Origin of the sequence: Stappia indica, from assembly GCF_009789575.1 — a bacterium.
In the GTDB taxonomy this organism is placed as follows: domain Bacteria; phylum Pseudomonadota; class Alphaproteobacteria; order Rhizobiales; family Stappiaceae; genus Stappia; species Stappia indica_A.
This window is the reverse complement of the sequence record NZ_CP046908.1, coordinates 2,194,978-2,217,932: the sequence shown is the minus strand read 5'-3', so window position 1 is coordinate 2,217,932 and position 22,955 is coordinate 2,194,978. Positions and strand designations below refer to the sequence as shown.

At 68.2% G+C, this 22,955-nt stretch carries 25 protein-coding genes and 1 tRNA gene; 13 read left to right on the top strand and 13 right to left on the bottom strand.

Features of this window, described 5'->3' with window-relative positions; all coding sequences use genetic code 11:
• The first annotated feature begins 33 nt into the window (after window positions 1-33).
• Window positions 34-492 (top strand): GyrI-like domain-containing protein, encoded by a 459-nt coding sequence (locus tag GH266_RS10430; RefSeq protein WP_158193851.1) that lies wholly within the window; start codon window positions 34-36, stop codon window positions 490-492.
• Between the two features lie 170 nt (window positions 493-662).
• Here the strand turns inward: GH266_RS10430 and GH266_RS10425 are convergent, their stop codons facing one another.
• A complete protein-coding gene (locus tag GH266_RS10425) occupies window positions 663-1,124 on the bottom strand; it encodes an Hsp20 family protein (RefSeq protein WP_158193850.1) in 462 nt (153 codons plus the stop codon).
• Between the two features lie 291 nt (window positions 1,125-1,415).
• Between GH266_RS10425 and GH266_RS10420 the strand changes: the two genes are divergently transcribed.
• Together GH266_RS10420 and GH266_RS10415 are read left to right on the top strand one after the other, a co-directional pair.
• Window positions 1,416-1,823, top strand: a complete 408-nt coding sequence (locus GH266_RS10420) for a hypothetical protein (RefSeq protein ID WP_158193849.1) — start codon at window positions 1,416-1,418, stop codon at window positions 1,821-1,823.
• A gap of 122 nt (window positions 1,824-1,945) precedes the next feature.
• Window positions 1,946-2,941 carry an alpha/beta hydrolase gene (locus GH266_RS10415; RefSeq protein WP_244953804.1) on the top strand — a complete coding sequence of 332 codons (996 nt, stop codon included), beginning with the start codon at window positions 1,946-1,948 and terminating at the stop codon, window positions 2,939-2,941.
• 268 nt (window positions 2,942-3,209) lie between these two features.
• Here the strand turns inward: GH266_RS10415 and hisN are convergent, their stop codons facing one another.
• Together hisN and GH266_RS10405 are read right to left on the bottom strand one after the other, a co-directional pair.
• Entirely contained in the window at window positions 3,210-4,001 is a 792-nt protein-coding gene (gene hisN / locus GH266_RS10410; RefSeq protein ID WP_158193848.1) for a histidinol-phosphatase, read from the bottom strand.
• A gap of 472 nt (window positions 4,002-4,473) precedes the next feature.
• Window positions 4,474-5,364 (bottom strand): N-formylglutamate amidohydrolase, encoded by an 891-nt coding sequence (locus GH266_RS10405; protein ID WP_158193847.1) that lies wholly within the window; start codon window positions 5,362-5,364, stop codon window positions 4,474-4,476.
• Between the two features lie 261 nt (window positions 5,365-5,625).
• On the opposite strand from GH266_RS10405, the gene cpdR reads away from it, so the two are divergent.
• From cpdR to GH266_RS10380, 5 genes are all read left to right on the top strand, one after another.
• Window positions 5,626-5,985 carry a cell cycle two-component system response regulator CpdR gene (gene cpdR / locus GH266_RS10400; protein WP_067218617.1) on the top strand — a complete coding sequence of 120 codons (360 nt, stop codon included), beginning with the start codon at window positions 5,626-5,628 and terminating at the stop codon, window positions 5,983-5,985.
• Window positions 5,986-6,162: 177 nt separating this feature from the next.
• Window positions 6,163-6,237, top strand: a tRNA-Val gene (locus GH266_RS10395).
• 273 nt (window positions 6,238-6,510) lie between these two features.
• Entirely contained in the window at window positions 6,511-6,636 is a 126-nt protein-coding gene (gene ykgO, locus GH266_RS10390; protein WP_029059454.1) for a type B 50S ribosomal protein L36, read from the top strand.
• Between the two features lie 165 nt (window positions 6,637-6,801).
• Window positions 6,802-7,392, top strand: a complete 591-nt coding sequence (locus tag GH266_RS10385; protein ID WP_209001575.1) for a tetratricopeptide repeat protein — start codon at window positions 6,802-6,804, stop codon at window positions 7,390-7,392.
• A 117-nt stretch (window positions 7,393-7,509) separates the two neighbouring features.
• On the top strand, window positions 7,510-8,583 hold the full coding sequence (locus GH266_RS10380) for an alpha/beta fold hydrolase (protein ID WP_158193845.1): 1,074 nt from the start codon (window positions 7,510-7,512) through the stop codon (window positions 8,581-8,583).
• A gap of 49 nt (window positions 8,584-8,632) precedes the next feature.
• On the opposite strand, the gene pyk is transcribed toward GH266_RS10380, so the two are convergent.
• The 4 genes from pyk to GH266_RS10360 form a co-directional block, all read right to left on the bottom strand.
• Window positions 8,633-10,069: a pyruvate kinase gene (gene pyk, locus GH266_RS10375; RefSeq protein ID WP_158193844.1), complete on the bottom strand. Its 1,437-nt coding sequence runs from the start codon at window positions 10,067-10,069 to the stop codon at window positions 8,633-8,635.
• Window positions 10,066-10,482: a DUF1036 domain-containing protein gene (locus GH266_RS10370; protein ID WP_158196143.1), complete on the bottom strand. Its 417-nt coding sequence runs from the start codon at window positions 10,480-10,482 to the stop codon at window positions 10,066-10,068. The genes pyk and GH266_RS10370 overlap by 4 nt, the downstream gene beginning before the upstream one ends.
• Before the next feature lie 111 nt (window positions 10,483-10,593).
• Window positions 10,594-11,910 (bottom strand): glycerate kinase type-2 family protein, encoded by a 1,317-nt coding sequence (locus tag GH266_RS10365; protein WP_158193843.1) that lies wholly within the window; start codon window positions 11,908-11,910, stop codon window positions 10,594-10,596.
• Entirely contained in the window at window positions 11,907-12,875 is a 969-nt protein-coding gene (locus GH266_RS10360; RefSeq protein ID WP_158193842.1) for a DMT family transporter, read from the bottom strand. Before GH266_RS10360 ends, GH266_RS10365 begins: the two co-directional genes overlap by 4 nt.
• Before the next feature lie 208 nt (window positions 12,876-13,083).
• On the opposite strand from GH266_RS10360, the gene GH266_RS10355 reads away from it, so the two are divergent.
• From GH266_RS10355 to GH266_RS10345, 3 genes are all read left to right on the top strand, one after another.
• Window positions 13,084-13,896 (top strand): N-formylglutamate amidohydrolase, encoded by an 813-nt coding sequence (locus GH266_RS10355; protein WP_158193841.1) that lies wholly within the window; start codon window positions 13,084-13,086, stop codon window positions 13,894-13,896.
• Between the two features lie 46 nt (window positions 13,897-13,942).
• Window positions 13,943-14,248, top strand: coding sequence for a DUF1244 domain-containing protein (locus GH266_RS10350; RefSeq protein ID WP_199270499.1), 306 nt, complete (start codon window positions 13,943-13,945; stop codon window positions 14,246-14,248).
• Between the two features lie 171 nt (window positions 14,249-14,419).
• Window positions 14,420-14,683 (top strand): DUF2312 domain-containing protein, encoded by a 264-nt coding sequence (locus GH266_RS10345; RefSeq protein ID WP_067218634.1) that lies wholly within the window; start codon window positions 14,420-14,422, stop codon window positions 14,681-14,683.
• 107 nt (window positions 14,684-14,790) lie between these two features.
• Here GH266_RS10345 and GH266_RS10340 read toward each other — a convergent pair whose 3' ends face one another.
• A complete protein-coding gene (locus tag GH266_RS10340) occupies window positions 14,791-15,054 on the bottom strand; it encodes an excalibur calcium-binding domain-containing protein (RefSeq protein WP_199270498.1) in 264 nt (87 codons plus the stop codon).
• A gap of 352 nt (window positions 15,055-15,406) precedes the next feature.
• Between GH266_RS10340 and GH266_RS10335 the strand changes: the two genes are divergently transcribed.
• Both GH266_RS10335 and GH266_RS10330 read left to right on the top strand, forming a co-directional pair.
• Entirely contained in the window at window positions 15,407-15,910 is a 504-nt protein-coding gene (locus GH266_RS10335) for a putative pterin-binding protein (RefSeq protein ID WP_158193840.1), read from the top strand.
• On the top strand, window positions 15,904-17,883 hold the full coding sequence (locus GH266_RS10330; RefSeq protein ID WP_158193839.1) for a putative bifunctional diguanylate cyclase/phosphodiesterase: 1,980 nt from the start codon (window positions 15,904-15,906) through the stop codon (window positions 17,881-17,883). The genes GH266_RS10335 and GH266_RS10330 overlap by 7 nt, the downstream gene beginning before the upstream one ends.
• A gap of 90 nt (window positions 17,884-17,973) precedes the next feature.
• Here the strand turns inward: GH266_RS10330 and GH266_RS10325 are convergent, their stop codons facing one another.
• From GH266_RS10325 to GH266_RS10305, 5 genes are all read right to left on the bottom strand, one after another.
• Window positions 17,974-19,371: an NAD(P)(+) transhydrogenase (Re/Si-specific) subunit beta gene (locus tag GH266_RS10325; protein ID WP_158193838.1), complete on the bottom strand. Its 1,398-nt coding sequence runs from the start codon at window positions 19,369-19,371 to the stop codon at window positions 17,974-17,976.
• A gap of 13 nt (window positions 19,372-19,384) precedes the next feature.
• On the bottom strand, window positions 19,385-19,861 hold the full coding sequence (locus GH266_RS10320; protein WP_158193837.1) for a proton-translocating transhydrogenase family protein: 477 nt from the start codon (window positions 19,859-19,861) through the stop codon (window positions 19,385-19,387).
• An 11-nt stretch (window positions 19,862-19,872) separates the two neighbouring features.
• Window positions 19,873-21,012, bottom strand: a complete 1,140-nt coding sequence (locus tag GH266_RS10315) for a Re/Si-specific NAD(P)(+) transhydrogenase subunit alpha (RefSeq protein ID WP_158193836.1) — start codon at window positions 21,010-21,012, stop codon at window positions 19,873-19,875.
• Between the two features lie 68 nt (window positions 21,013-21,080).
• On the bottom strand, window positions 21,081-21,365 hold the full coding sequence (locus GH266_RS10310; protein ID WP_158193835.1) for an aa3-type cytochrome c oxidase subunit IV: 285 nt from the start codon (window positions 21,363-21,365) through the stop codon (window positions 21,081-21,083).
• A gap of 176 nt (window positions 21,366-21,541) precedes the next feature.
• Window positions 21,542-22,924, bottom strand: a complete 1,383-nt coding sequence (locus GH266_RS10305) for an ABC1 kinase family protein (RefSeq protein WP_158193834.1) — start codon at window positions 22,922-22,924, stop codon at window positions 21,542-21,544.
• Window positions 22,925-22,955: the final 31 nt, after the last annotated feature.

Here is a 22,955-nt window from a genome sequence, read left to right as displayed (position 1 = left end):
CCGGTTTCATCCCGACGACCGGAGCGACTGCCGATGAAGATCCATCCCACCGAGGACATGCATGTCCTGTCGATTGCCCGAAGGCTGACCATTCCCGAGGTGGCATCGGCCGCCGCCGACCTGTCGGCGGAGATCGAGGCGGAGCGCCAGCGCGCCGGCCTTGCGGCGGCGGGGCCGTGGACCTTCATCGCGCAGAACCTGCCGCGCGACGGCAAGACCGCGTTCGACTGGCGCATCTGCCTGCCGGTGGCGGACGCCGGTGCCTATGACGGTCCGCTGGAGGTTCTGCATCTGGAGCCGATCATGGTGGCGTCCGCCGTGCATCTGGGGCCGGTCCGGACCCTGTTCACGCAGGGCTACGCGCCCTTGCTGCGCGCCGTCGGCGAGACGCGGCACCACCTGTCGGGTCAGAGCCGGGAAGTCTATCACGACTGGCGCGGCGGCAAGGCCGGCTACAACCGTATCGAGATCCAGTTCGAACTCTCGCGCTGACGGGGTGTCCCGAACGAAAAGCGCCCGGCCTTGAAAAAGGCCGGCCAGAACGAAAAGCGCCCGACCTTGGGAAAGGCCGGGCGCGGGGGGCAGGCGTGTCTCTCGCCGAGGGGGGATCGCGAGGGCCGCGCCTGCCGGGTGTCAGTGTCGGAGCCTTCAGGGCCTGATCTTTAGTGGGTGCTGCCCTCGATCTGCTTCTCGATCTGTTTCTGGCCGGCCTTGCCGATCTCGATCTTGCGGGGCTTCATCGCCTCCGGGATCTCGCGGGCAAGGTCGATATGCAGCAGGCCGTTCTCCAGGCTGGCGCCCCTGACCTCGACATGGTCGGCGAGCTGGAAGCGGCGCTCGAAAGCGCGCGAGGCGATGCCGCGATAGAGCACTTCGCCGGCTTCGGTCTCCTGGGCGCGCTCGCCCTTGACCGACAGCGTGTGCTCCTTGGCCTCGATCGTCAGGTCGGCCTCGCCGAAGCCCGCCACCGCCATGGTGATGCGGTAGGCGTTCTCGCCCGTGCGCTCGATATTGTAGGGCGGATAGCTCGGCGTCTCCTGGCCCGTGGTGCTGTCGAGCATGGAGAGCAGGCGGTCGAAGCCGACGGTGGAACGATAAAGCGGGCTGAAATCGAAGTGACGCATCGGTGTGTCCTCTCGTTGAGCAACAGATGATGGTGCCGGTTCCGTTGTGTCCCGCCGTCATGGCCGGGAGGGGAACCGTGTGCGGGCCCGTTCGTGGCGCCCGCGACTTACGAGATGGGGAGGGCGAAATCGGCTTTCAAGAGGGCGGCAAGGGGCCGCCCGGGACCGGCGCGGCAAACGGATTTTCGACCTGAACGGCAGGTGAACGGAGCCTTCCGGGAGGGTTCACGCGGGCGAGCGCATCTTTGGATCGTCAACCGGCGCTGACGCGCCCCAACAGGAGACAGATCCATGAGGAAGTCGCTTCTTGCCGCCGTCGCCGCCCTTGGCGTCGTTCTTTCGGTTCCCAGCGCCCAGGCGCTCGACCTCCGCATCGGCTCCGGCCCGGCCGGCGCCTCCAGCGGTGCCAGCGTCGAGGTGCAGCTGGTCGGCCACCGCCACAACCGGCGCGGCTACCGGCTCGACCGGCTCGGCCCGCGCCAGATCGTCAACCGTCTGCACCGCCAGGGCTTCCGCGACATCAGCCGCCTGCGCCATCGCGGCCATGTCTATGTCGCCCATGCCCGCGGCTATCGCGGCATCCCGCAGCGCCTGGTGGTGGACGCCTATTCGGGCCAGGTCGTCGGCCGCGCACCGATCGGCCGCGGCCGCGGTGACGGCTGGGGCGGCCATGGCCGTGGCGGTTACGGCCGCCTGTAACCGCAGCCGGCTTGCCCGCCTGCAGGAACCCGAACGGGGTCGCCGGAGTTGAGCCGGCGGCCCCGCTCCTGTATGGGTCAGGGCACGGGGATCGCAGGATTTGCGGCGACGCCGGCTGTGATATGGGCAAGGTTTCGCCGGTAAGATTGGAGCACGACGCGGTGGCAATGGAGCTCTACGATCATCCGGACAACCCGGTGCCGGCGGGGGCGATCTGCCAGCAGGTGACGACGCCCGACGGCATCCGCCTGCGCACCGCGCGCTGGATGCCCGACCGCAGCCCGCTCAAGGGCACGGTGACGCTGCTGCAGGGCCGGGCCGAGTTCATCGAGAAATATTTCGAGACCGTCGCCGACCTGCGGGCGCGCGGCTTTGCCGTCGTCACCTTCGACTGGCGCGGCCAGGGCGGATCGCAGCGCCTGCTCTCCAATCCTTACCGCGGCCATGTGGACGATTTCGCCGATTTCGTCACGGATCTCGACACGGTGATGAGCGAGGTGACGCTCGCCGCCATGCCCGGCCCGCACCATGTGCTGGCCCATTCGACCGGCGGGGCGGTGTTGCTGCTGGCGGCCGGGCGGCTGCGCACCCGCATCGAGCGGGCGGTGCTGTCGGCGCCGCTGATCGGCCTCGGCAAGGTGGGGCTGCCGCAAAAGGTGATCTGCCCGCTGTCGGCGGCGCTGTCCTCCATCGGCCTCGGCACGGCCTTCGTGCCGGGCGGAAATGCGAAGTTTCACATGCCCTTCGAGGGCAATCCGCTGACCAGCGACGAGGTCCGCTTCCGCCGCAACGAGGCGGTGCTCTCCGCCCATCCGGACCTGGAGGTCGGCGCGCCGACCATCGACTGGCTGGCGGCGGCCTGCCGGGCGATGACGCGGTTCTTCGAGCCCGATTTCGGCCCCTCGCTGCAGGTGCCGGTGCTGCTGGTCGCCTCGACCGGCGACCAGATCGTCTCGCCGCGGGCAAGCGAGCGCTTCGCCCGCCAGACCCGCTCCTGCCGCTATCTGGAAATCGCCGGCTCGCGCCACGAGCTGCTGATGGAAGACGATTTCCACCGCGACCAGTTCCTGGCCGCCTTCGACGCCTTCGTCGCGGAAGGCGAGCCGGCCGCCGCCTAGGTCGTGGACTCATAATTGTGCCGGAAACGGCGTCCGTTCGGGCAATGATATGCCAGGAGGAGCGCGATGGCCGGGGCAGGCCCCCCGGCCGAGCGGTCCGACGCCGCAGTGAGATGCTCGAACGGCGCCCTTCGGGTATGCCGGAACCCGCCGGCAACAGCGTCGCAAGCCCTTGAAAACCTAATGGTTTCCTGCGGTCTTGCTCCTTGTATCCGATCGGGTTCGGGCATACCGTTTCTCGGCAGAATTATGAGTTCACGACCTAGAGCTACTGAGCGGCGGAGGCGAGCATCTCCAGCACCTTTTCATGCAGCGCCGGATCGCCGGAGGCGACGATCTGGCCGCCGTTCGCCGGCGAGCCGCCGCGCCAGTCGGTCACCACGCCGCCGGCGCCCTCGATGATCGGGGCCAGCGCGACGATGTCGTAGGGCTGCAGGCCGCTCTCGATGACGAGATCGACCTGGCCGCTGGCGATCATCGCATAGCCGTAGCAGTCGGTGCCGTAGCGCGCGGTGCGCACGGTGCCCTCGATCCGCCGGTAGACCTCCCCTTCCGCGCCCTGGAAGAGGCCGGGATGGGTGGTGCACATGATCGCCTGCGCAAGGTCCGCGCAAGAGCGGGTGGCAAGCCGCCGGGTGCCCTCGCGGTTGATCAGCCAGGCCTTTTCGCAATCGCCGAGGAACCGCTCCTCCACGTAGGGCTGGTCCATGACGCCGAAGACCGGCCTGCCGCCGCGCGTCAGGCCGATCAAGGTGCCCCAGGTCGGCAGGCCGCAGATGAAGGCGCGGGTGCCGTCGATGGGATCGAGCACCCAGACATGCTCGGCGTCGAGACGGACACTGCCGTGCTCCTCGCCGAGGATGCCGTGCTGCGGAAAGCGCGCCTCGATCAGCGCCCGCAAGGCCTCCTCGCCGGCCCGGTCGGCGACCGTCACCGGATCGAAGCCCTCGGCCAGCTTGTTCTCCACCGACAGGGCCGCGCGGAAATGCGGAAGGATGGCGGCGGCGGAGGCCTGGCACAGCTCGGCCGAGAAGGCGGCGAGATCGTCGGAGGTGGGCATGAGCGGGTCCTTCCGGAGCGAGGGCGAGGAGAGGGCGGCGTGTAGGCGAAAGATCCCGCCCGCAATAGCGCGGGAAGGGCGAACGGGCAATCTTTGAGGGTGGCGAAGCGCCGGCGCGAGACTTGTGATGAAATTATAGGCAAATAAGGAAGTGGCGCGCTTTTGAGCGGGTCGGAGTGCCGGAATCGGGCCGTCAGGCGAATTATTCAAGAAGATTTATTAAAGACTATCCATTTGATATATATGCGTTTTGTGGATCTAGGGGCCTGTGAAAGCGAGAAAAATCCGGATGCCATATTGACTTTTGTGCGCCGCGATGGAAACTTGTTGCAGTGCGATATGGCTTGCCGTGTCGCGCCGCCCTCCTTGGGCGTTTCCTCCCTAGACTCGGGCCGCCTCGCAAGAGTGCGGCCCTTTTTTCTGGCCGCTTGAGGACGTGTGTGGTCGTGGCTTTTCGAACGGTCCGGGAGGGCTATTCGGCCGCCAGTGCGTCCGGGGCGAGATCGGCATCGCTGCCGGCCACCAGCTCCTCGCAGAAGCGGCGCATGTCGCGGGACAGCTCGGCAAAGCCGGAGCTGCGGTCCGTGCGCGCCTCGTCCATGTAGAGGCTGCGGTTGATCTCCACCTGCAGGGCATGCAGGCCCTTGGCCGGACGGCCGTAATGCTCGGTGATGAAGCCGCCGGCATAGGGCTTGTTGCGCGCCACCGTGTAGCCCATGCCGCGCAGGATGTCCGTTGCCTGGTCGATCACCGAGCGGGCGCAGCTGGTGCCGTAGCGATCGCCCAGGATGAAGTCGGGGCGCGGGCCGTTGTCGCTGCTGCGGATCGTCGAGGGCATCGAGTGGCAGTCGATCAGCACCGCATGGCCGAAGGCGACATGGGTGCGCGCCAGCAGGCGGCGCAGGGTCTGGTGGTAGGGCTTGTAGATCGTCTCGATGCGGTCGAGCGCCTCGCGCACGGTGAGGCGGGTGCGATAGATCTCCTGCGCCTCGCCGACGACGCGGGCGATGGTGCCGAGCCCGCCGGCGACCCGGATCGAGCGGCTGTTGGCATAAGGCGGCAGCCGGTCCTCGTACATCTTCGGGTCGAGCTCGTAGGGCTCGCGGTTGACGTCGAGATAGGCGCGCGGGAAGCGGGCGCAGAGCAGCGGGGCGCCGAGCTCGACGACGCCGGAGAACAGCTCGTCGACGAAGGCATCCTCCGAGCGGCGGATCGCCAGGGCGTCGAGCCGCGAGGCCTGCAGGAAGGCAAGCGGGTAGTGCCGCCCGGAATGGGGCGAGTTGAACACGAAGGGCGTGGATTGCTGTGCCGGCTGCAGGACTTCGAAAGGCTTCGTGTCCTCGAACCCGCTCACCACCTGCATATTCACGCTCTCCGCCCGCCGGCCGCCTCGTTGAATTTTCCTATTAGCCCCCGAATCGGCGTTAATGTCCACACGGGCGGTGGGTAACCGGCGCGGCCGGATGGCGGGACGCCGCTTTCACTGGATGTTTACCGTCATTCGGCCTTATAACGATCCGAAAGATGTGCCAAAACGGGACCTTCGGACGCGCGATGCAGCGGCCGGCGCCCGGAATGCGAAACGCCCAGCGGATTCGCCGAGCGAAGCGGGACGAAGCAACGAATGACACGGATCCTACTTGCGGAAGACGACAACGACATGCGGCGCTTCCTTGCCAAGGCGCTGCAGAAGGCCGGTTACGACGTCGTGTCCTTCGACAACGGCAAGAGCGCCTATGAGCGCCTGCGCGAGGAGCCTTTCTCCCTGCTGCTGACCGACATCGTCATGCCGGAGATGGACGGCATCGAGCTGGCGCGGCGCGCAACGCAGCTCGACCCGGACCTGAAGGTGATGTTCATCACCGGCTTCGCCGCGGTGGCGCTGAACCCGGACTCCCAGGCCCCCAAGGATGCCAAGGTGCTGTCCAAGCCCTTCCACCTGAAGGATCTGGTGCTGGAAGTGGAGCGCATGCTGGCCGCCTGAGCGGTCTGCCGTCCGCCTCTCAACAGGTTTTCCACCGCGCGCCGGGCGAGGGCGGGACAGCGGCAATTTAGTTTGCGAGAAGGGCTTGCACCGAAAATCGAAGCCCGCTATATCGCATCCCACCGCGCCGTCCCGTCGGCGTCGGCCTTCCGGCAGTTTGCCGGATCCAAGAGTTTCGGGCGTGTAGCTCAGCGGGAGAGCACTACGTTGACATCGTAGGGGTCACAGGTTCAATCCCTGTCACGCCCACCATCTTCGCCAGATTGCCGAGATCACGAGGCAGTTGGCAAAACCCGGCAAACGGCCGCCAAGGTCAGCTGCTTCCCAGCATCTGCCTTACGCGGATCGGGCACCGCCCCCGGCGCGCGGTCTTATCGGACCAGCGCGAAGAGGCAGAGCCAGCCGGCAGGACGACAAGGATCCTTCACCGGTCTTGATCGTCCGCAAGCAGACAGCCGGGCCGGCAGGCACGGCGCAACATGAGGATGCCGCCGCCAACGTGGCACCGTTGACGGAGACGAGACGATGAAGATCAAGAATTCGCTCAAGGCGCTGATGGGCCGTCACCGCGACAACCGCATGGTTCGCCGCAAGGGACGCGTCTACATCATCAACAAGAAGGCTCCGCGCTTCAAGGCCCGCCAGGGCTGAGGCACGGCGGCAGGCCCCGCGCGCCTGCCTGTTGCTTTCAAATTTTGCCGATGGCATTGACGATCGCATCCGGGGCGACATACTCCCCGGATGCGATCGTTTTTGGTGTTGGCCTTCCTGCTGTGTCTTTCCGCCTCCGCGCTGGCGCAGGAGGGAAGACCCGACGTGCTTCCTCCCGAAGCGCTGCCCCCCTCGCTCGACGATTTCGACGCGCCGACCACCGAGGTCGAGCCGCCGTCCGGTCCGGCTCCCGCCGTGACCGACAACGAGACGCCGAAGAACGAGCTCGACGGGCTGTTCGCTGAGCTTGCCAAGGTCACGAGCGACGAGGCGGCCCGCCCGCTGGTCGGCCGCATCCAGCGCATCTGGTCGCGCTCGGGCAGCCCGACGGTCGACCTTTTGATGGTCCGCGCGGCCGCTGCCATGCAGGCCAAGGACTATGCGCTGGCGCTCGACCTGCTCGATGTGACGGTGCGGCTCGCCCCCGATTTTCCCGAAGCCTGGAACCGGCGCGCGACGGTGAATTACCTGCGCGAGGATTTCGGCCGCTCGATGGTCGATATCGAGCGGGTGCTGGCGCTGGAGCCGCGCCACTGGGGCGCAATGTCGGGCCTCGGCATCATCCTGCGGCGAATCGGGCGCGACGACGAGGCGCTGGAAACCTTCCGCCAGGTGCTGAAGATACATCCGGTCAGCGAAAACGCGCGTAAGGCAGTCGAGGACATGGAAAAGGCGGCCGCCGGTTCGCCGATCTGAAGCGTCGTTTCAGCGCCCTGCCGGGGCCGTGCAGGCCGCAAGGATCGGGCAAGTCCCAGGACTCGCCCGCCCTCCCGTTCTCTCGACCGTTCCCTGTAAAGCCGGACCCGCCCGCCCATGCCCACCCTTGCCCTTGTCCTGCTGTCGGCGCTGGCGCTGCTGCTCTCCGGTCTTGCCCTGCTGGCGGAAATGCGCGGGCGTGAGGCGGAGGCGCGCTATCCGCCGATCGGCACCTTCGCCGAGATCGACGGCGTGCGGCTGCACTATGTCGATATCCGGCCCAACGGCTGGCGGGCGGGCGACCCGGCGCTGGTCTTCGTGCACGGGGCGAGCGCCAACCTGCGCGACCCGCATATGGCGCTGGCCGGCCCGTTGAGCGACTGGCCGGCGGAGCAGGGCAAGGCCGCACGACTGGTCTTCGTCGACCGGCCCGGCCACGGCTATTCCCAGCGCGGCGGCGACGCCATGTACCGTCCGGCGGCCCAGGCGGCGCTGATCGCCGGACTGACCGACAGTCTCGGGATTGAGCGGGCGGTCGCGGTCGGCCATTCCTGGGGCGGGGCGGTGGCGGCGCAGCTGGGGCTGGCGCGTGCCGATCTCTTCGCCGGTCTGGTGTTCCTGGCGCCGGCGACCCATCCCTGGCCGGGCGGCACCAACTGGTATTACGACGCCGCCGCCCTGCCGGTCGCCGGCACGGTGTTTTCCCACACGCTCGCCCCGTTCGGCGCGGCGCTGGTCGCTCCCTCCGCCATCAACGGCATCTTCCGCCCGGCCGAGACGCCGGCAGGCTATGGCGAGCGGCTGGGCCTGCCGCTGCTGTTCCGCCCGCAGACCTTCCGGGAGAATGCGCGGGACGTCGCCTTTCTGAAGGGGGAGGTGGAGGCGGCCTCGCCGCGATACGGCGAGATCACGCAGCCGGCGGCGGTGATCACCGGCGAGACGGACAGCGTCGTCTATCCGCATATCCATTCGCACGGGCTGGTGCGGGACCTGCCCAATGCCTGGCTGGTGACGCTGGAGCGGGCCGGCCACATGCCGCACCACACGCGCACCGATGCGGTGCTGGCGGAGATCGCGAAAGTGGTGGCGATGACCTTCCCGGACGCGGGATGGAGCGATGAGGGCAGCCGAAACGAAAACGAGACGGCCAAGGCCGCCTCGTCGTCGAAAGCTGCTGCTGCGAGCGAGTGAGGCTCGCAGCGAGGCTCAGAGGCCCGCCGCTGCTGCGAGCGGCTGACGATCAGAGGCCGCCGCGACCGTCGCTGCCGACGAAGGCGATGCGCAGCATGTTGGTCGAGCCGGGGGTGCCGAAGGGCACGCCGGCCGTGGTGATGATGCGCTGGCCGGGCTTTGCCAGTTCCTCCTGGAAGGAGATCTGGCAGGCGCGGTCGACCATGTCGTTCTCGTCGCGGGCGTCGTCCGAGACCACGCAGTGCAGGCCCCAGGCGAGCGACAGGCGGCGGGCGGTCGACAGGACCGGCGAGATGACGATGACCGGCACGGACGGGCGCTCGCGCGCGGCGCGCAGGCCGGTGGCGCCGGAGGTCGTGTAGCAGACCACGGCGGCAAGGTTCAGCGTCTCGGCGATCTGGCGCGCGGCAGCGGCGATGGCATCGGCGCCGGTCGGCTCCGGCTCCTGGCGCTGGGCGTGGATGATGCCGCGATAGTTCGGGTCGCGCTCCACCTGGCGGGCGATGCGGTCCATCGTCTCGACAGCCTCGACCGGGAACTGGCCGGCGGCCGATTCGGCGGAGAGCATCACCGCGTCGGCACCCTCGAACACGGCGGTGGCGACGTCGGACACCTCGGCGCGGGTCGGCACCGGGGCGGTGATCATCGATTCCAGCATCTGGGTGGCGACGACCACCGGCTTGCCGGCGCGGCGGCAGGCACGGACGATCTGCTTCTGCAGGCCGGGAACCTGTTCCAGCGGCATCTCGACGCCGAGATCGCCGCGGGCAACCATCAGCGCGTCGGAGAGATCGATGATCTCGCTCAGCCGCTCGATGGCCTGGGGCTTTTCGATCTTGGCGAGGATGCCGGCGCGGCCGCGCGTCACCTTGCGCACGTCGGCAAGGTCGTCGGGACGCTGGATGAAGGACAGCGCGATCCAGTCGACATTGGCTTCCAGCGCGGCATCGAGGTCCTTGCGGTCCTTGTCGGTGAGCGCGCCGACCGGGATCTCCGTGTCGGGAACGCTGACGCCCTTGCGGTTGGACAGCTTGCCGCCGACCTCGACGATCGTGTTGGCGCTGGTCTTGGTGCAGGAGGTCACGCGCAGGCGGATCTTGCCGTCGTCGAGCAGCAGGCGGTGGCCCGGCTCGAGCGCCTGCAGGATCTCGCGATGGGGGAGGTGGACGCGCGAGGCGTTGCCCGGCGTCTTGTCGCTGTCGAGGGTGAAGCTGGCGCCGTTTTCCAGCACCACCGCATCGCCTTCGAAGGTGCCGACGCGCAGCTTGGGTCCCTGGAGATCGGCGAGAATGCCGATCGGCCGGCCGACCTTCGCCTCGATCTCGCGAATCATCGCCACCAGCGCATGCAGGCGCGGGTGGTCGGTGTGACTCATGTTGATGCGGAAGACGTCGGCACCGGCGGTGTAGAGCTTCTCGATCGTTTGCGGATCCGAGGAGGAGGGTCCGAGTGTCGCTAGAATCTTGACCCGCCTGTCACGCTTCATTGTCCGCCTGTCCCCCCTTGCACGGGCTCTGTCAGCTGGACCGTCCAGCTGGCTTGCTCGCCCGTATCGATTTCAAAGAATCCGGTCCGCTCGAAGCCGCGGGCGACGCAGTCCTCGATACCCCGGATGGTGAATTCCTTCTCGCGGGTGCACATGAAGGCGCGGCCGCCCCATTCCCCGAACTGATCGTAATCCACCGCATAGATATAATAGAAACGTGACACGAGCGAGCCCGCCACCAACGTTTCACAGGAATTTGCCGGCAGGTTCCACCAGCCTTCGGTGACCCAGTCGGCTTCTTCGCGATAGCCGATGGCCACGCCGACCTGGCTTTCCGTCTTGTTGCAAAGGCGCAGCTCGGCATGGGCCGGCGTCGCGCCGAGAACACTGAGGGCCGTCAGGGTGAGCGCCATCGCGCTGCAGGATGCAAGGCCCAGCCGGATCGTTCTGACTGCCGTGGTTTGCCGCTGCCTCTCGGCTTTTTTCATCATTCGATTACTCGTGCCACGACCATGCGCGTCATCTTATGACCGACGGCCTTCCGCCTTGTCAATGAGGACGGCCCTGAAGTCGTTGACGTTGGTATAGGTTGGTCCGGGTCTCAGCAGATCCCCGAGATGATCGAAGAAACCGGTGCTGTCGTTTCTCGCCAGAAATGAGGCGGCATCATGACCTGACCTTGCGGATCGTGCGAGCGTCGTCTCGTCGACGAGCGCGCCGGCCGGATCATCTGCCGAACCGGAGCCGCCATCCGTGCCGTCCGTATCGCCCGCAACCGCGGCAATGCCGGGCGCGCCCTTGAGGGCAAGGGCAAGAGCCAGGGCATATTCCTGGTTGGGACCGCCGCGGCCCTCGCCGCGGATCGTCACGGTGAGTTCGCCGCCCGACAGCAGCACGGCGCGCCGGCCGGTTTCCGCGATCTCGCGGGCCATGCGGGCATGCTCCGTGGCCACCTCGCGCGCCTCGCCTTCCAGGCTGTCGCCGAGCAGCACCGGCTCGAAGCCCGCCTCGCGGGCGATTGTCGCAGCGCGCTCCAGCGACAGGGCGGGGCGGGCGACGATCTCGAACCTCGTGCCGGAAAACAGCGGATCGCCGGGCTTCGGCGTCTCGTTGGCCGGGTCGGCCAGCGCGGCATGGACGCTTTCGGGCGCATCCGGGGCATAGCGGGCGACCAGCGCACGGGCATCGGCCAGCGTCGTCGGATCGGCGACGGTCGGGCCGGAGGCGATGGCGATGGGCTCGTCGCGCGGCACGTCGGAGACGGCGAGCGTCGTCATCGGCACGCCGTGCGGCCGGGCGGCGGCAAGGCGCCCGCCCTTGATGCGGGAGAGATGCCGGCGGACGGTGTTGATCTGCTCGATGGTGGCGCCCGAGCGCAGCAGGGCGCGGGTCAGCGCCTGCTTGTCGGCGAGCGACAGGCCCTCGACCGGAGCGATCCAGTTGGCCGAGCCGCCGCCGGACAGGAGCACGACGATATGATCGCCCGGACGGGCCGCGGCCGCGAGCGCCAGGGTGCGGCGGGTGGCGTCGATGCCGGCCTGGTCGGGGACGGGATGGCCGGCCTCGACCATCTCGATCAGCTGCGTTTCCTGCCCGTAGCCGTGGCGGGTGACGCCGAGGCCGACGAGCCGGTCGGGGCCGAGACCGTGGGTCTCGCGGTAGTGGTTTTCGGCGACCTGCATCATCGCCCCGGCGGCCTTGCCGGCGCCGAGCAGCACGATGCGGCCGCCGTCGGCCGGGGCGGGAAGGTGCTCCGGCAGGCAGGTCTCGGCGCGGGCGGCATCGACGGCGGCGGCGAACAGGTCCTGCAGCAGGGCGCGCATGGCGGGAAGGTCGGTCATTCGGCCTCGCGGGTCGGGGTAGTGGGTTGGACGGGAGCGGCTGCCGGCGCGACCGGACCGGGGGCGGCGCGCGGGCGGGCGATGTAGATGCCGGCGAGGATGACGGCACCGCCGAGCGCCTGGGCCGGGCCGACGCTCTCGCCGAGGAAGAGATAGCCGACGGCGGCGGCGGCAACCGCCTCCAGGAAGATGACCAGGGCTGAAAAGCCGGCCGACAGGGTGCCGAGGGCAAAGGCCAGCAGGCCCTGGCCGAGTGCGTGGGCGACGACGCCGAGCGCGACCAGCATGGCGATGCCGGTCAGCGACGACGGCAGGATGGTCTCCTCCAGCATCAGGGCGACGACGAACAGGACGGCGGCGGTGATGAGCGAGCTGCGATAGACCAAGAGGCCGGGGGTCATGCCGGTGCTGCCGCGCCGGGCAAAGCGCATGGCGATGAAATAGCTGCCGAAGAAGATCGAGGTGACGACGCCGTAGAAATCGCCGGTCAGGCGCTCGGGCGCGAAGGCGAAGCTGCTGCCGATCAGCAGGGCCGCGCCGAGGAGGCAGGCGGCAAGGCCGAGGGCCATCGCGCGGGTCACCGGCTCCTTGAGCAGGGCGCCGGAGGCCAGCATCACCCAGAGCGGGGCGAGGGTCGCCAGCAGCGTCGCGTTGGCCGCCGTGGTGTTCATGATCGCCAGGTGCCAGAAGAACAGGTCGCCGGCGAAGAGCACGCCGGCGGCGAGCGTCGCCGCGTTCCAGCGCGGCGCGGGGGTGCCGGCGGGCCGTTCGATCCGCGCCCACACGGCCAGCAGCGGCAGGGCGAGGGCGGCGCGCCAGAAGGCGCTGGCGAAGGGGCCGACATCGGCATGGCGCACGAAGACCGGCGAGACGCCCATGGCGATGGCCCCGGCGAGCAACGCGAGGAAGGCGACCAGAAGACGCTGGTCGGGAGCGGCGCTGAGCGGGGCGGGGGCGGTGGTCATGCCTTGCGGTCTTTCGGGAAAACGTTCGGATGGTCAGGGCAAGCAACGGCCCTGCGGACAGGCCCGGCGGAGATTAGGCATCCAATGACGGCCTGTCTCGCCAGAAATCGCCGATAGCTCTTATCGCGATCTGGAGGCGAAAATGCAGTTGAAAGCGGACGCGGGATATGGTGCACAGCGGGGCTGAAATCCTGCAAACGGAGCCGAGATGGCCGAGACGCTTTTCGCTGCCCCGAAATCCCCCGACGAGGCACCGTTCGAGAAGGTCGAGGGCGACCGCTCGCGCGGGCTGCTGCTGCTCTGCGACCATGCCAGCAACCAGTTGCCGGCCGCTTATGGCTCGCTCGGCCTGCCGCAAAGCGAGTTCGAGCGCCACATCGCCTATGACATCGGCGTGCGCGAGCTGACGCTGGGACTGGCGCAGGCCTTCGGCGTGCCGGCCTTGATGACCACCTATTCGCGGCTGCTGATCGACCCGAACCGCGGCGAGGACGATCCGACGCTGGTGATGCGCCTGTCGGACGGCTCCGTGGTGCCGGGCAATGCGACGCACGATGCGGCCGAGCGCGAGCACCGGCTCGCGGCCTATCACCGGCCCTATCATGATGCGGTGGCGGCCGAGATCGATGCGGCGATCGCGCAAGGCCATCCCCCGGCGATCCTGTCGATCCACAGCTATACGGCCATCTGGCGCGGCGTGCCGCGGCCCTGGCATGCGGGCATCCTGTGGGACAGCGATCCGCGTTTCGCGCTGCCGCTGCTTGACGCATTGCGCTCCGATCCCGATCTGGTGGTGGGCGACAACGAGCCCTATGACGGGGCCTTGAAGAACGACTGCATGTACCGGCATGGTACGGCGCGAGGGCTGGCGCATGCGCTGCTGGAGGTCCGCCAGGACCTGATTGGCGATGCGGCCGGCATCGACGCGTGGACGCGCCGGCTGGTGCCGCTGGTCGCGAAGGTCCTGAGGGAAGCGCCGGACCTCAACACGATCCGCCACTACGGATCGCGCTGCGACTGAGCGGACGGATCCTGAGAGATCGGGCCCGCGAGAGATGGAGAAGGACATGGCCGAAATCGACGAGGCAACGCGCACCGAACTGGAGGCGGCCGCATTCCGCCGGCTGGTCTCGCATCTGCGCAAGCGCACGGACGTGCAGAACATCGACATGATGAACCTCGCCGGCTTCTGCCGGAACTGCCTGTCCAACTGGTATCTGGACGCGGCGAACGAGAAGGGCGTTTCCCTCGACAAGGAAGCCGCGCGCGAGATCGTCTACGGCATGCCGTATTCGCAGTGGAAGGACCTCTACCAGAACGAGGCGAGCGCCGATCAGCAGGCCGCCTTCGAGAAGGCCCGTCCGCAAGAATAAGGCGGCGCGGCCCATGTGAATATCGTTCCGTTTTCGTTCCCCGGTCTTGCATCTGCCCGATTTTCCGCGCATGCAGATCGGCATCACGGGAGGCATTTTGCCTCCCGGCCCCGTTTGAGCACCCCGATCCGCAGGCCGCCCGGCCCGCACCCATGAAGGAGACGAGTACCCATGTCCGATCCAGGCGGCGTCGCCGGCGACCAGCTGCGTGCATTTGTCGAGCGCATCGAGCGTCTCGAGGAAGAGAAGAAGGTGATCTCGGACGACATCAAGGATGTCTACGCGGAAGCCAAGGGCACCGGCTTCGACGTCAAGATCCTGCGCAAGGTGATCTCGCTGCGCAAGAAGCAGCCGCACGAGCGCGAGGAAGAAGACGCGATCCTCGACCTCTACATGCATGCGCTCGGCATGAACGGTCCGGCGAACGACGCCTGACCGACAGGGCGCGGCCTTGCGGCCGCAGCACCAGAGCTGATGAAACCCGGCATGCGAGCCCCGCGTGCCGGGTTTTTTCGTGGTGAGGGAGTGCGTGTGCCGTGCCGCTACTTGTCGCAGCCGATCTCCCGCAGGATCGCCTCGACCTGGCGCCGCGAGGAGCACACGTTCTCGCAAGGGATGCCGTCGCCGTCGCCATCGGCACGGCCATAGCCGGAGCACCACAGGATCACCGCCGAGCGGCAATCGGGCATCTGCTTGCAGGTGAGCCCGCGCCGCGCCTGGACGAGCGTGGCGGCGGGCGGAGCGACGGGCGTATAGGGGCCGGCCGGCCCGAGCGCGCCCATCAGGCAAAGTGCTTTGAGTATCATCGTGGCAGTCCCCTGCGCCCATCAAAGCGCGCGGCGCGAGGGGAAGCCACCAACCCGCTGCAACCGGAAATTGACCGCAAGGCCGGCGGTGGAAAGGCGTACCAAGAAAACGGCGCCCCCCGGGGGAGGCGCGCCACTCGCCACGCGTTGAGGGCGAATCGCTTTGCCGCATCCCGGGCGCCGCAACGCGATCCCGCCGCCCCCCCCCCGCTCTGCTGCGCGTTGAATCCTGCGAAAAGTGCGGAGAGGTTAAGCTTGCCTTCACGGCGGCGGGTTATATTCGCCATCGACAGAATACGGCGTCGTGCAAGGCGGAGGGATCTTCCTGGCCGGCCGTCGGACGGAGGACCTCATGCCTATCGCACGAATGTTCGCAGCCCTTCTCGGCGCCGCTGTTCTTCTGGCCGCACCCGTGACGGCGCAGGCGACGGGCGCGTCGCCTTCGGATCGGGCGACGGCCGGGCAAATCCTGCTGAGGCATGACGGAGCGACGCGCGACCTGACGATCGAGGAGATCGAGAGCCTGCCGAAGGTCGAGATCCAGGGCAATGCCAGCCCCGACGAGCCGGTGACCACGTTTCAGGGCGTTCTCCTGTCCGATCTCGTCGAAATGATCGGCGCCGGCGAGGCCAAGGGCCTCATCGTACGCGCCTCCGACGGCTATTCGGCCGACATTCCGCGCGAGGACTGGGAACGGTGGCCCATCGTCGTCGCGACCCGCGTCGGCCAGGAGCGGCTGACCCTGCGCCAGCGCGGGCCGGCACGGATCATCTACCCCGTCGACCGCTATCCGGAACTCGACGGACGCACCTATATCGACCGAAGCGTCTGGCTGATCGTCGAGATCGAATGGTGAAGGGCCTCAGACGGATCTTCGCGCAACGTGCGCTGCTCCGACCGATGCAGCCCTGGCTGGTCGTGGGGGCGGTGGCCTGCGCCTGCCTGGTGGCGACGCTGGTGGCGCTGCGCGGCGTCGCGACGCTGAACCAGCCGGAGCCGGATGCCGGACAGCATATGGTGCGCCACATGCGTTACACCTTCGCCGAGGTCGCGCGGGTGGACGGCATGCTGCAGGCGATGCGCATCGATGCCGCCTCGCCGGAAGCGCGCCGGCTGATCGCGACCGCGGCCGACCATCTGCACATCCGCTTCGAGGTCCTGGCCGGCCTGTCCCGCGGACCGCTGGTCGAGCCGGACTCCAGGGTGGCGCCGGTCGCCTGGGCGCTGCTCGACGGCCTCGACCGACTTGCCTCGGGAAAGACCCCCATCGATGAGACGTCGCTCGCCGACCTGCGCCGCACCAGCTCCGAACTGACGCGCCGGACCGGCGACTACATGCGCGGCGTCGAGGCGGATATCGACAAGGCACTGAAGATACGGGCGGAAAATTCCGCCGGCGCCTGGTTCGAGGTGATCGGCAGCGTCACCATGCTGCTCGTCCTGTCGTTCATCTCGCTGGCGCTGCGGTGGCGCAACCGGCGGATGGTCGCCGAACTGCGGCTCGCCAGCGGCCGCGACAGCCTGACGGGCCTCGCCAACCGGCGCGGCTTTACCGAGTGGGCGATGGCGACAACCGCTGCCGGGCCGGTGCCGGGACATGCCCTGCTGATCTTCGATCTCGACCGGTTCAAGGCCGTCAACGACCGCTACGGCCATCTGGCGGGCGATGCGCTGCTGAAGACGGCGGCCGACTGGCTGGTGGCGCGGTTCGGCGATCGCGGCATCGTCGCGCGCTGGGGCGGCGACGAATTCGTGGCAACGCTCGCACTGCCGCCGGACGGGCACGCGGACCTGGCCGCGCTGATCGGTGAGCGCATGACGGACCCGCCGGAGCTGGTCTTCAAGGGCGAGCCGATCCCGCTGCATTTCAGCTGCGGCATCGCGGTGTGGCCGCAGCACGGGGCGACCATCGATGCGACGATGCTCGCGGCCGATGCAGCGCTCTATGAGGCGAAGGCACGCGGCCGCGGACGGCAGGTGTTCTACGAAGCGGGGATCTCGGAACGCCGCGACCGCGCCGAGGCGCTGCGCACGTCGCTGCCGCAGGCGCTGGCGGCCGGCGACCTGTTCCTCGAGTTCCAGCCGCAGGTCCATGTCGGGCGCGGCACGGTGACCGGTGTCGAAGCGCTGGTGCGCTGGCGCGATGCCGCAACGGGCACGATCATTCCGCCCGGTCTGTTCATCCCGATCCTTGAGGAAGGCGACCAGATCGCGGAGCTCGACGGCTTCGTGATCGACGAGGCCTGCCGCACTGCGGCGGCGTGGAACGCGGAGGGACGGCGGTTGCGGGTGTCGGTCAACCTGTCGCCGCGCACCTTCCAGAGCCCCGGCCTTGCAGCGCGGGTGGCGGCGGTGCTGGCCCGCCACGGCCTGACGGCCCGGCAGTTCGAGATCGAGATCACCGAAGGGGTGCTGCTGATCGACTGTGCCCAGGTCGGCGCCAACCTCGCCGATCTCGCCGCTCTCGGCGTCCGGCTGGCGCTCGACGATTTCGGCGCCGGCTATTCCAACATCGCCTATCTGATGCGGCTGAAGCCGGACGTGCTGAAGATCGACCGCTCCTTCGTGCTGGAGGGCGACGAGCGGATCCGGGCCAGCATCGTCCAGGGCATCATGCAATTGGCCGAAACGCTGGGAGCCGAGACCCTGATCGAGGGCATCGAGACGGCGGAGCAGTTGCGCTTCGTCCGCGATACCGGCTGCCAGATCGTGCAGGGCTTCCTGTTCGCGCGGCCGATGGCCGCGGGCGCCATTCCGGCCTTCTGCGAGGAGCTCGAGGCGCAGTACCGGCCCGCCCTGGAAACGCCGCTGCTGCAGCAGCGCTCCTGATCCCCGCACGTCCCTCGTCCTGCGAAACGCAAACGGCGCGCCCCCTTGGGGAGCGCGCCGCGAACTGCGTGCAATGGCGAAGAGCCGTGCTCAGAGCGCCTTGACGATGCCCTCGGTCATCTTCTTGGCGTCGCCGAACAGCATCATCGTCTTGTCCAGGAAGAACAGCTCGTTCTGGATGCCGGCATAGCCGGAGCCCATGCCGCGCTTGACGAAGAGCACCGTGCCGGCCTTGTCGACGTCGAGGATCGGCATGCCGTAGATCGGCGAGGTCGGATCGTCGCGCGCCGCCGGGTTGGTGACGTCGTTGGCGCCGATGACGTAGACGACGTCGGCCTGGGCGAACTCGGAGTTGATGTCCTCCAGCTCGAAGACCTCGTCATACGGCACCTGCGCCTCGGCCAGCAGCACGTTCATGTGGCCGGGCATGCGGCCCGCCACCGGGTGGATGGCGTACTTGACCTCGACGCCCTCCTCCTTGAGCGTGTCGGCAAGCTCGCGCAGGGCGTGCTGGGCCTGGGCCACCGCCATGCCGTAGCCCGGCACGATGATGACCTTGGCGGCGTTCTTCATGATGAAGGCCGCGTCCTCGGCCGAGCCCTGCTTGACCGGACGGTCGTCCGCCCCGCCGCCGCCGGCCGCAGCGGTCTCGCCGCCGAAGCCGCCGAGAATGACGGAGATGAAGGAGCGGTTCATGCCCTTGCACATGATGTAGGACAGGATCGCGCCCGAGGAGCCGACCAGCGCGCCGACGACAATCAGCGCCATGTTGCCGAGCGTGAAGCCGATGCCGGCGGCCGCCCAGCCCGAATAGGAGTTGAGCATGGACACCACGACCGGCATGTCCGCGCCGCCGATCGGGATGATGATCAGGCCGCCGAAGATCAGCGACAGGACGACGATCATCCAGAAGACGGTGTGGCTCTCGGTCGCGACGAAGACGATGACCATGAGGACGATCAGCGCCGCCAGGCCGCCATTGATGACATGGCGCATGGGCAGCATGATCGGCGCGCCGGACATGCGTCCGTCGAGCTTGGCGAAGGCGATGACCGAACCGGTGAAGGTGATCGCGCCGATGGCGACGCCGAGCGACATCTCCACGAGGCTGGCCCCGTGGATGGTGCCGACCGTGCCGATGCCGAAGGCCTGGGGCGCATAGAGCGCACCGGCGGCCACCAGCACCGCGGCCATGCCGACCAGCGAGTGGAAGGCGGCGACCAGCTGCGGCATGGCGGTCATCGGCACGCGCTTGGCGATCACCGCGCCGACGCCGCCGCCGATGGCGAGGCCGGCGATGATGAGCACCAGGCCGCTGAAGCCGGGTGCGGCGGTCAGCAGGGTCGTGACGATGGCAATCGCCATGCCGACCATGCCGAACATGTTGCCCTGGCGCGAGGTCTCGGGGCTGGACAGCCCGCGCAGCGCCAGGATGAAGAGAACAGCCGAAATCACATAGAGGACGGCCGTGACATTGGCGGAAAGCATGGTGTCCGGCCCCCTATCTCTGCTTCTTCTTGTACATGGCGAGCATGCGCTGGGTGACCAGGAAGCCGCCGAAGATGTTGACGCTGGCCATGATCAGCGCAAGGAAGCCGAAGCCCCGTGCGTAAGCCGCGCCGTCGGCGGCAAGGTCGACGCCCACGGCCAGCAGCGCGCCGACCACGATCACGCTCGAAATGGCGTTGGTGACCGACATCAAGGGCGTGTGCAGGGCCGGCGTCACCGACCAGACCACGTAATAGCCGACGAAGATCGCCAGCACGAAGATGGTGAACTGGAAGACGAAGGGATCGATCGCCCCGCCCGTGAGGGCAGAGGCGGCGTGAGCGATGGAATCGCCCGCCCCGCCGGCGATCTGGTCCGCATAGCCGCGGGCCGCATCGGCCGCCGCCTGGGCGGTCTCGGCCGCCTCGCGTGCAGCTTCCGCGGCAGCGCGGGCGCGCTCCAGCGTTTCGTTGGCGTTGAGTTCCGACATGGCGTCCCCCCTTATCCGGCTGCCGGCGCGAAGGCCGGGTGAACCACCTTGCCGTCGCGGGTGAGGACGGTGGCCTTGACCAGCTCGTCCTCCCAGTTCACGGCAATGGCCTTGGCCTCCTTGTCGACCAGCGTCTCGGCGAAGACGACCAGGTTCTTGGCGTAGAGCGCCGAGGCGGAAGCGGCGAGACGGCCGGGCACGTTGAGGTGGCCGACGATCTTCACCTCGCCCACCTGGGCGACCTTGCCGGGCACAGCGCCCTCGACATTGCCGCCGCGCTCGACGGCGAGGTCGACGATCACCGAGCCGGGCTTCATCGAGGCGACCATTTCCTTGGTGATCAGGCGCGGCGCGGGCCGGCCGGGGATCAGGGCGGTGGTGACGACGATGTCCTGCTTGGCGATGTGCGAAGCGACCAGCTCGGCCTGCTTCTTCTTGTACTCGTCCGACATTTCCTTGGCGTAGCCGCCGGCCGTCTCCGCCTGGCGGAACTCGTCGTCCTCCACGGCGATGAACTTGGCGCCGAGCGACTCGACCTGTTCCTTGGCGGCCGGGCGAACGTCGGTGGCGCTGACCACCGCGCCGAGGCGGCGGGCGGTCGCGATCGCCTGGAGACCGGCGACGCCGGCGCCCATGACGAAGACGCGCGCGGCCGGAACCGTGCCGGCGGCAGTCATCATCATCGGCATGGCGCGGTCGTATTCCGCGGCGCCGTCGATGACGGCCTGGTAGCCGGCAAGGTTGGCCTGGGAGGACAGGACGTCCATGACCTGGGCGCGGGTGATGCGCGGCATGAACTCCATGGCGAAGGCGGAGATGCCGGCCTCGGCCATCGCCTTGACCGCGTCGTCATGACCGTAAGGGTCCATGGTCGCGATGACGATGGCGCCGCTCTTCATCAGGCCGAGTTCGGCCGCGCTGGGGCGGCGAACCTTGAGGACCAGATCGGCGCCCTCGAGCGTCGTCTTCGCGTCCTTGGCGATGGTGGCACCGGCGGCCTGATAGTCGGCATCGACGACGCGCGACAACGTGCCGGCGCCGGCTTCGACACTGACCTCGAAGCCGAGCGAGACGAACCGTTTCACGGTGTCCGGCGTTGCGGCGACGCGCGTTTCTCCTGCCTCGCTCTCGCGTGGCACAGCCAGCTTCATCGGTTGTCTCCTCCCAGTGTACGAAAATCGGCCAGTATGCGAAAAATCTGCGACCGTCGAAAAGCCGGTCAGGCGGCGGTCACGATCGCGATCAGGCCGGTGATCAGAAAGACCACGGCGGAGGGGATCCAGCCCTTGGCGCCGGTGGCAAGGCCGACGGCCGCCGCGGCGAGCGTCGCGATCAGCGCGATCCAGCCGAAGAACGTGCCGGCGCCGCCGCCGAACGTGAAGAGGAGGAGGCACAGCATCACGTTCAGGGAGGCGATGGTGCCGACCTTCGAGAAGTTGATGAAGCCGTTATAGGTGCGCTCGTGCTCTGCGTAGTCCATCGACGGAGCGTTGTGGTCTGCCATGGATCCCTCTCGTAGCCAGGGTGGATGTTTGGCGTACTTATAGCAGACAGCTTCCCTCGGGCAACGCGCAGTTTGCGCTGCGGGACAAGCTGGGGGACACGCTGGGGGATGGGCAGTCGCGCCGCGACCTTGAGACCGGTCGCGGCCATATCACAGCAGGGTTCGGGCGGGCCGGATCAGCCGGCGACCGACGGCGTGAGGCCGACCCCTTCCAGCAGGGCCGCCTGGCGGGCCGCGACGGTCTCCTGCTCGAAATTGTCGATCTGCTCGTTGAACAGGCGGAAGAAGTTCAGCTCGGCCTTCAGGTGCAGGAAGACGCCGCCAAGGCCGATGGCCGCCCGGTCCATGAAGACGAATTCGCGCGGCACCGTCACCGGCCCCTTCTCCTTCAGCGCCTGATGGACGCGGAAGGCTTCCTTGCGGCCGTATTCGGCCGGCTTGATGCCGTCGGCGATGGAGCGGACCCGGTCGTTCAAGAGCGGGCCGTAGATGAAGCGGGCCCAGATGTTGAGAATGTCGATCAGCTCGCGGGTAAGGCCGCGGAAGCCCCAGCGCTCGTAGGCGGAGACGACGAGATCGTCGTCTCCATGCAGCAGCCCGCGATAGAGATCGACGACGCCGCGCACGAAGCCGGGCGGGAAGATGCGGATGCAGCCGTAGTCGAGCAGGTTGATGCCGGCGGGCGCATCGCCGTCGGTGAAGACCGTGTAGTTGCCCAGATGCGGGTCGCCATGGATCAGCCCGTGATGGCTGAACGGGTGCCACCAGGCGCGGAACATGACCTCGGCAAGGCGGTTGCGGTCCTCCAGCGGATGGTCTCTGAAGCTCAGCAGCGGCCGGCCGTCGAGCCAGGACATGGTGAGCAGGCGCCCGGTCGACAGCTCCTGCCGCACCTCTGGCACGCGGATGCGCGGCTCGTCGGCGAAGATCTGCGCATAGGCGGCCATGTGGCGGGCCTCGCGCCGGTAATCCAGCTCCTCGCGCACCCGGTCGCCGATCTCGCGGGCGATCTCGCTGGTGTCGATGGCCGGTCCCATGCGGCGATGGACGGAGAAGAGCAGCGACAGCTGGCGCAGGTCCGCCTCCACCGTCGAGGCCATGTCCGGATATTGCAGCTTGCAGGCAAGATCGGCGCCGTCCTGCGCCCGGGCCCGGTGCACCTGGCCGAGCGAGGCAGCGGCCGAGGGCTCGCGGTCGAAGCTGGCGAAGCGCGACTGCCAGTCGCGGCCGAGCTCGGCCGACATGCGCCGCTTGACGAAGGCCCAGCCCATCGGCGGGGCATCGGACTGCAGCTGCGCCAGCTCGGCGGCATATTCGGGCGGGATGGCGTCGGGAATGGTGGAGATGAGCTGGGCGACCTTCATCAACGGGCCCTTCAGCCCGCCGAGGGCGGCGGCCAGCTCCGCCGCCTGCTTCTCGTTGTCGATGGTGTAGCCGAAGACGCGCGCACCGGCGATCTTCGCGGCAAGGCCGCTCATGTTGGCGCCGACGCGGGCATAGCGGCCGACGCGGGCGCTCAGGCGGTTCTGCTCGCGGTCGCGGGGTGGTTGGGTGCTCATTCGTGCCTCGGCCGGTTGCGGGACGGTAAGT

Bases quoted from the DNA above. Each gene is read 5' to 3' on its own strand.
- GH266_RS10430 (WP_158193851.1), top strand. From the start codon at position 34: ATGAAGATCCATCCCACCGAGGACATGCATGTCCTGTCGATTGCCCGA.
- GH266_RS10425 (WP_158193850.1), bottom strand. From the start codon at position 1,124: ATGCGTCACTTCGATTTCAGCCCGCTTTATCGTTCCACCGTCGGCTTC.
- GH266_RS10420 (WP_158193849.1), top strand. From the start codon at position 1,416: ATGAGGAAGTCGCTTCTTGCCGCCGTCGCCGCCCTTGGCGTCGTTCTT.
- GH266_RS10415 (WP_244953804.1), top strand. From the start codon at position 1,946: ATGGGCAAGGTTTCGCCGGTAAGATTGGAGCACGACGCGGTGGCAATG.
- hisN (WP_158193848.1), bottom strand. From the start codon at position 4,001: ATGCCCACCTCCGACGATCTCGCCGCCTTCTCGGCCGAGCTGTGCCAG.
- GH266_RS10405 (WP_158193847.1), bottom strand. From the start codon at position 5,364: ATGCAGGTGGTGAGCGGGTTCGAGGACACGAAGCCTTTCGAAGTCCTG.
- cpdR (WP_067218617.1), top strand. From the start codon at position 5,626: ATGACACGGATCCTACTTGCGGAAGACGACAACGACATGCGGCGCTTC.
- ykgO (WP_029059454.1), top strand. From the start codon at position 6,511: ATGAAGATCAAGAATTCGCTCAAGGCGCTGATGGGCCGTCACCGCGAC.
- GH266_RS10380 (WP_158193845.1), top strand. From the start codon at position 7,510: ATGCCCACCCTTGCCCTTGTCCTGCTGTCGGCGCTGGCGCTGCTGCTC.
- pyk (WP_158193844.1), bottom strand. From the start codon at position 10,069: ATGAAGCGTGACAGGCGGGTCAAGATTCTAGCGACACTCGGACCCTCC.
- GH266_RS10370 (WP_158196143.1), bottom strand. From the start codon at position 10,482: ATGGCGCTCACCCTGACGGCCCTCAGTGTTCTCGGCGCGACGCCGGCC.
- GH266_RS10365 (WP_158193843.1), bottom strand. From the start codon at position 11,910: ATGACCGACCTTCCCGCCATGCGCGCCCTGCTGCAGGACCTGTTCGCC.
- GH266_RS10360 (WP_158193842.1), bottom strand. From the start codon at position 12,875: ATGACCACCGCCCCCGCCCCGCTCAGCGCCGCTCCCGACCAGCGTCTT.
- GH266_RS10355 (WP_158193841.1), top strand. From the start codon at position 13,084: ATGGCCGAGACGCTTTTCGCTGCCCCGAAATCCCCCGACGAGGCACCG.
- GH266_RS10350 (WP_199270499.1), top strand. From the start codon at position 13,943: ATGGCCGAAATCGACGAGGCAACGCGCACCGAACTGGAGGCGGCCGCA.
- GH266_RS10345 (WP_067218634.1), top strand. From the start codon at position 14,420: ATGTCCGATCCAGGCGGCGTCGCCGGCGACCAGCTGCGTGCATTTGTC.
- GH266_RS10340 (WP_199270498.1), bottom strand. From the start codon at position 15,054: ATGATACTCAAAGCACTTTGCCTGATGGGCGCGCTCGGGCCGGCCGGC.
- GH266_RS10335 (WP_158193840.1), top strand. From the start codon at position 15,407: ATGCCTATCGCACGAATGTTCGCAGCCCTTCTCGGCGCCGCTGTTCTT.
- GH266_RS10330 (WP_158193839.1), top strand. From the start codon at position 15,904: ATGGTGAAGGGCCTCAGACGGATCTTCGCGCAACGTGCGCTGCTCCGA.
- GH266_RS10325 (WP_158193838.1), bottom strand. From the start codon at position 19,371: ATGCTTTCCGCCAATGTCACGGCCGTCCTCTATGTGATTTCGGCTGTT.
- GH266_RS10320 (WP_158193837.1), bottom strand. From the start codon at position 19,861: ATGTCGGAACTCAACGCCAACGAAACGCTGGAGCGCGCCCGCGCTGCC.
- GH266_RS10315 (WP_158193836.1), bottom strand. From the start codon at position 21,012: ATGAAGCTGGCTGTGCCACGCGAGAGCGAGGCAGGAGAAACGCGCGTC.
- GH266_RS10310 (WP_158193835.1), bottom strand. From the start codon at position 21,365: ATGGCAGACCACAACGCTCCGTCGATGGACTACGCAGAGCACGAGCGC.
- GH266_RS10305 (WP_158193834.1), bottom strand. From the start codon at position 22,924: ATGAGCACCCAACCACCCCGCGACCGCGAGCAGAACCGCCTGAGCGCC.